2 protein-coding genes are annotated in these 1263 nt (G+C 44.2%); one reads left to right on the forward strand and one right to left on the reverse strand.

Annotation, left to right across the window (positions count from 1 at the left end; genetic code table 11):
• Positions 1–167 precede the first annotated feature (167 nt).
• A complete protein-coding gene (locus C7K08_RS14255) occupies positions 168–518 on the reverse strand; it encodes a hypothetical protein (protein WP_106501153.1) in 351 nt (116 codons plus the stop codon).
• Between the two features lie 381 nt (positions 519–899).
• Here C7K08_RS14255 and C7K08_RS14260 point away from each other — a divergent pair, with 381 nt between their 5' ends.
• Positions 900–1151: a helix-turn-helix domain-containing protein gene (locus tag C7K08_RS14260; RefSeq protein WP_106501154.1), complete on the forward strand. Its 252-nt coding sequence runs from the start codon at positions 900–902 to the stop codon at positions 1149–1151.
• Positions 1152–1263 lie beyond the last annotated feature (112 nt).

Genomic DNA, 1263 nt, shown 5'->3' on the forward strand with positions numbered 1-1263 from the left:
AAGAATCGTTGAAAGATCAAGTTGAGAAAAATCGGTTGGCATTGCTTTGAACCTCTATGGGTTGCTGATAAGTGGTTGAGAGAGCGGGTTTCTATGAACCTCTTGCCCCTTTCAACACTTAAATCATAGCACATGAAAAGCAGAATACTGCATAATGCACTGCTTTATCAGCAAACTGGTTGCAATGCTGGTTCTTCTTGTGCTGCTGCCACCTCAATTGAAAAGCCATTCAGCATCTGATCTGCAACTGAGTGGTGGGAGGTGGAAGTCAAGTCGCCCGAGCAGTCGTTGAGTGCCTTGGAGAAAAGACYAGAYAACTCAATGCTGATGGTGGTTGAAAGCAAATCAGCAGCAAATGCCCAGTGCTCAAGGGTGAGGGCATTAYTGAGGCATCCATTAGCAGCAGCATCAGTTGATTCCTGCTCCCACTGGCAGCACTGATTYTGCAAAGCAGTAACGATCACGCCCTTGCAGGCAAGAATCGTTGAAAGATCAAGTTGRGAAAAATCGGTTGGCATTGCTTTGAACCTCTATGGGTTGCTGATAAGTGGTTGAGAGAGCGGGTTTCTAATGAACCTCTTGCTCTCTATGCGCTAATTATAGCATCAGAAACTGAGTAAAGAGTATAAAACGCTTTCTTGAGATTGCAAAATGCTCTACTGCGCTTCTTAGGGCACACTCTCTTTAGATTTGCTTTAGGATTGGCGTTGTAAGAGGAGTTTGTTTGGTTTTCGCTGGTTTTCCTGTGCTTCTTGCCATCGCTGCTGTGACAGGATTTGCTGTGGTTGAGTTAGTGCTCAGATTCAGTGCCTAACACTATGAAGTATTTGCAAGGCAAGCAAGCATAGGCAAATAGCACTGTTTTGCACTGCTAGGGCACTTGAGGTATTGTGTTCTTTATGGCAAAACAAGTGCGAATTACTCTTGCCAAAGCAATTGCTAAGGCAAATCTGCGCAGAGCAGAAACAGGCGAAAAAGCAATCACGATGAATTCTCTTGCCATAGCAGCAGGAGTAGCAGCAACAACCATTACCCGTTTAGCAAGGGATGATCAAAAGGCAGCRGCAGCAYTATCKCTTGATTTAGCAGGAAAACTGGTAACRGTTTTGAATTGTGGRRTTGAGGATTTACTTGAAGTTATTGAGGATTGATTTACGCTACTTTGATTTGATGCGCCTTATGTTCGTCAGAACTCGATTCATTTGCCCCTGCAAGCAACATCAAAATATGCTCAAGATCTTCTTTTGCCAGTTCCCCAGAGGA

It is taken from the genome of Synechococcus lacustris str. Tous, assembly GCF_003011125.1.
GTDB classification, from domain to species: Bacteria; Cyanobacteriota; Cyanobacteriia; order PCC-6307; family Cyanobiaceae; genus Synechococcus_D; species Synechococcus_D lacustris.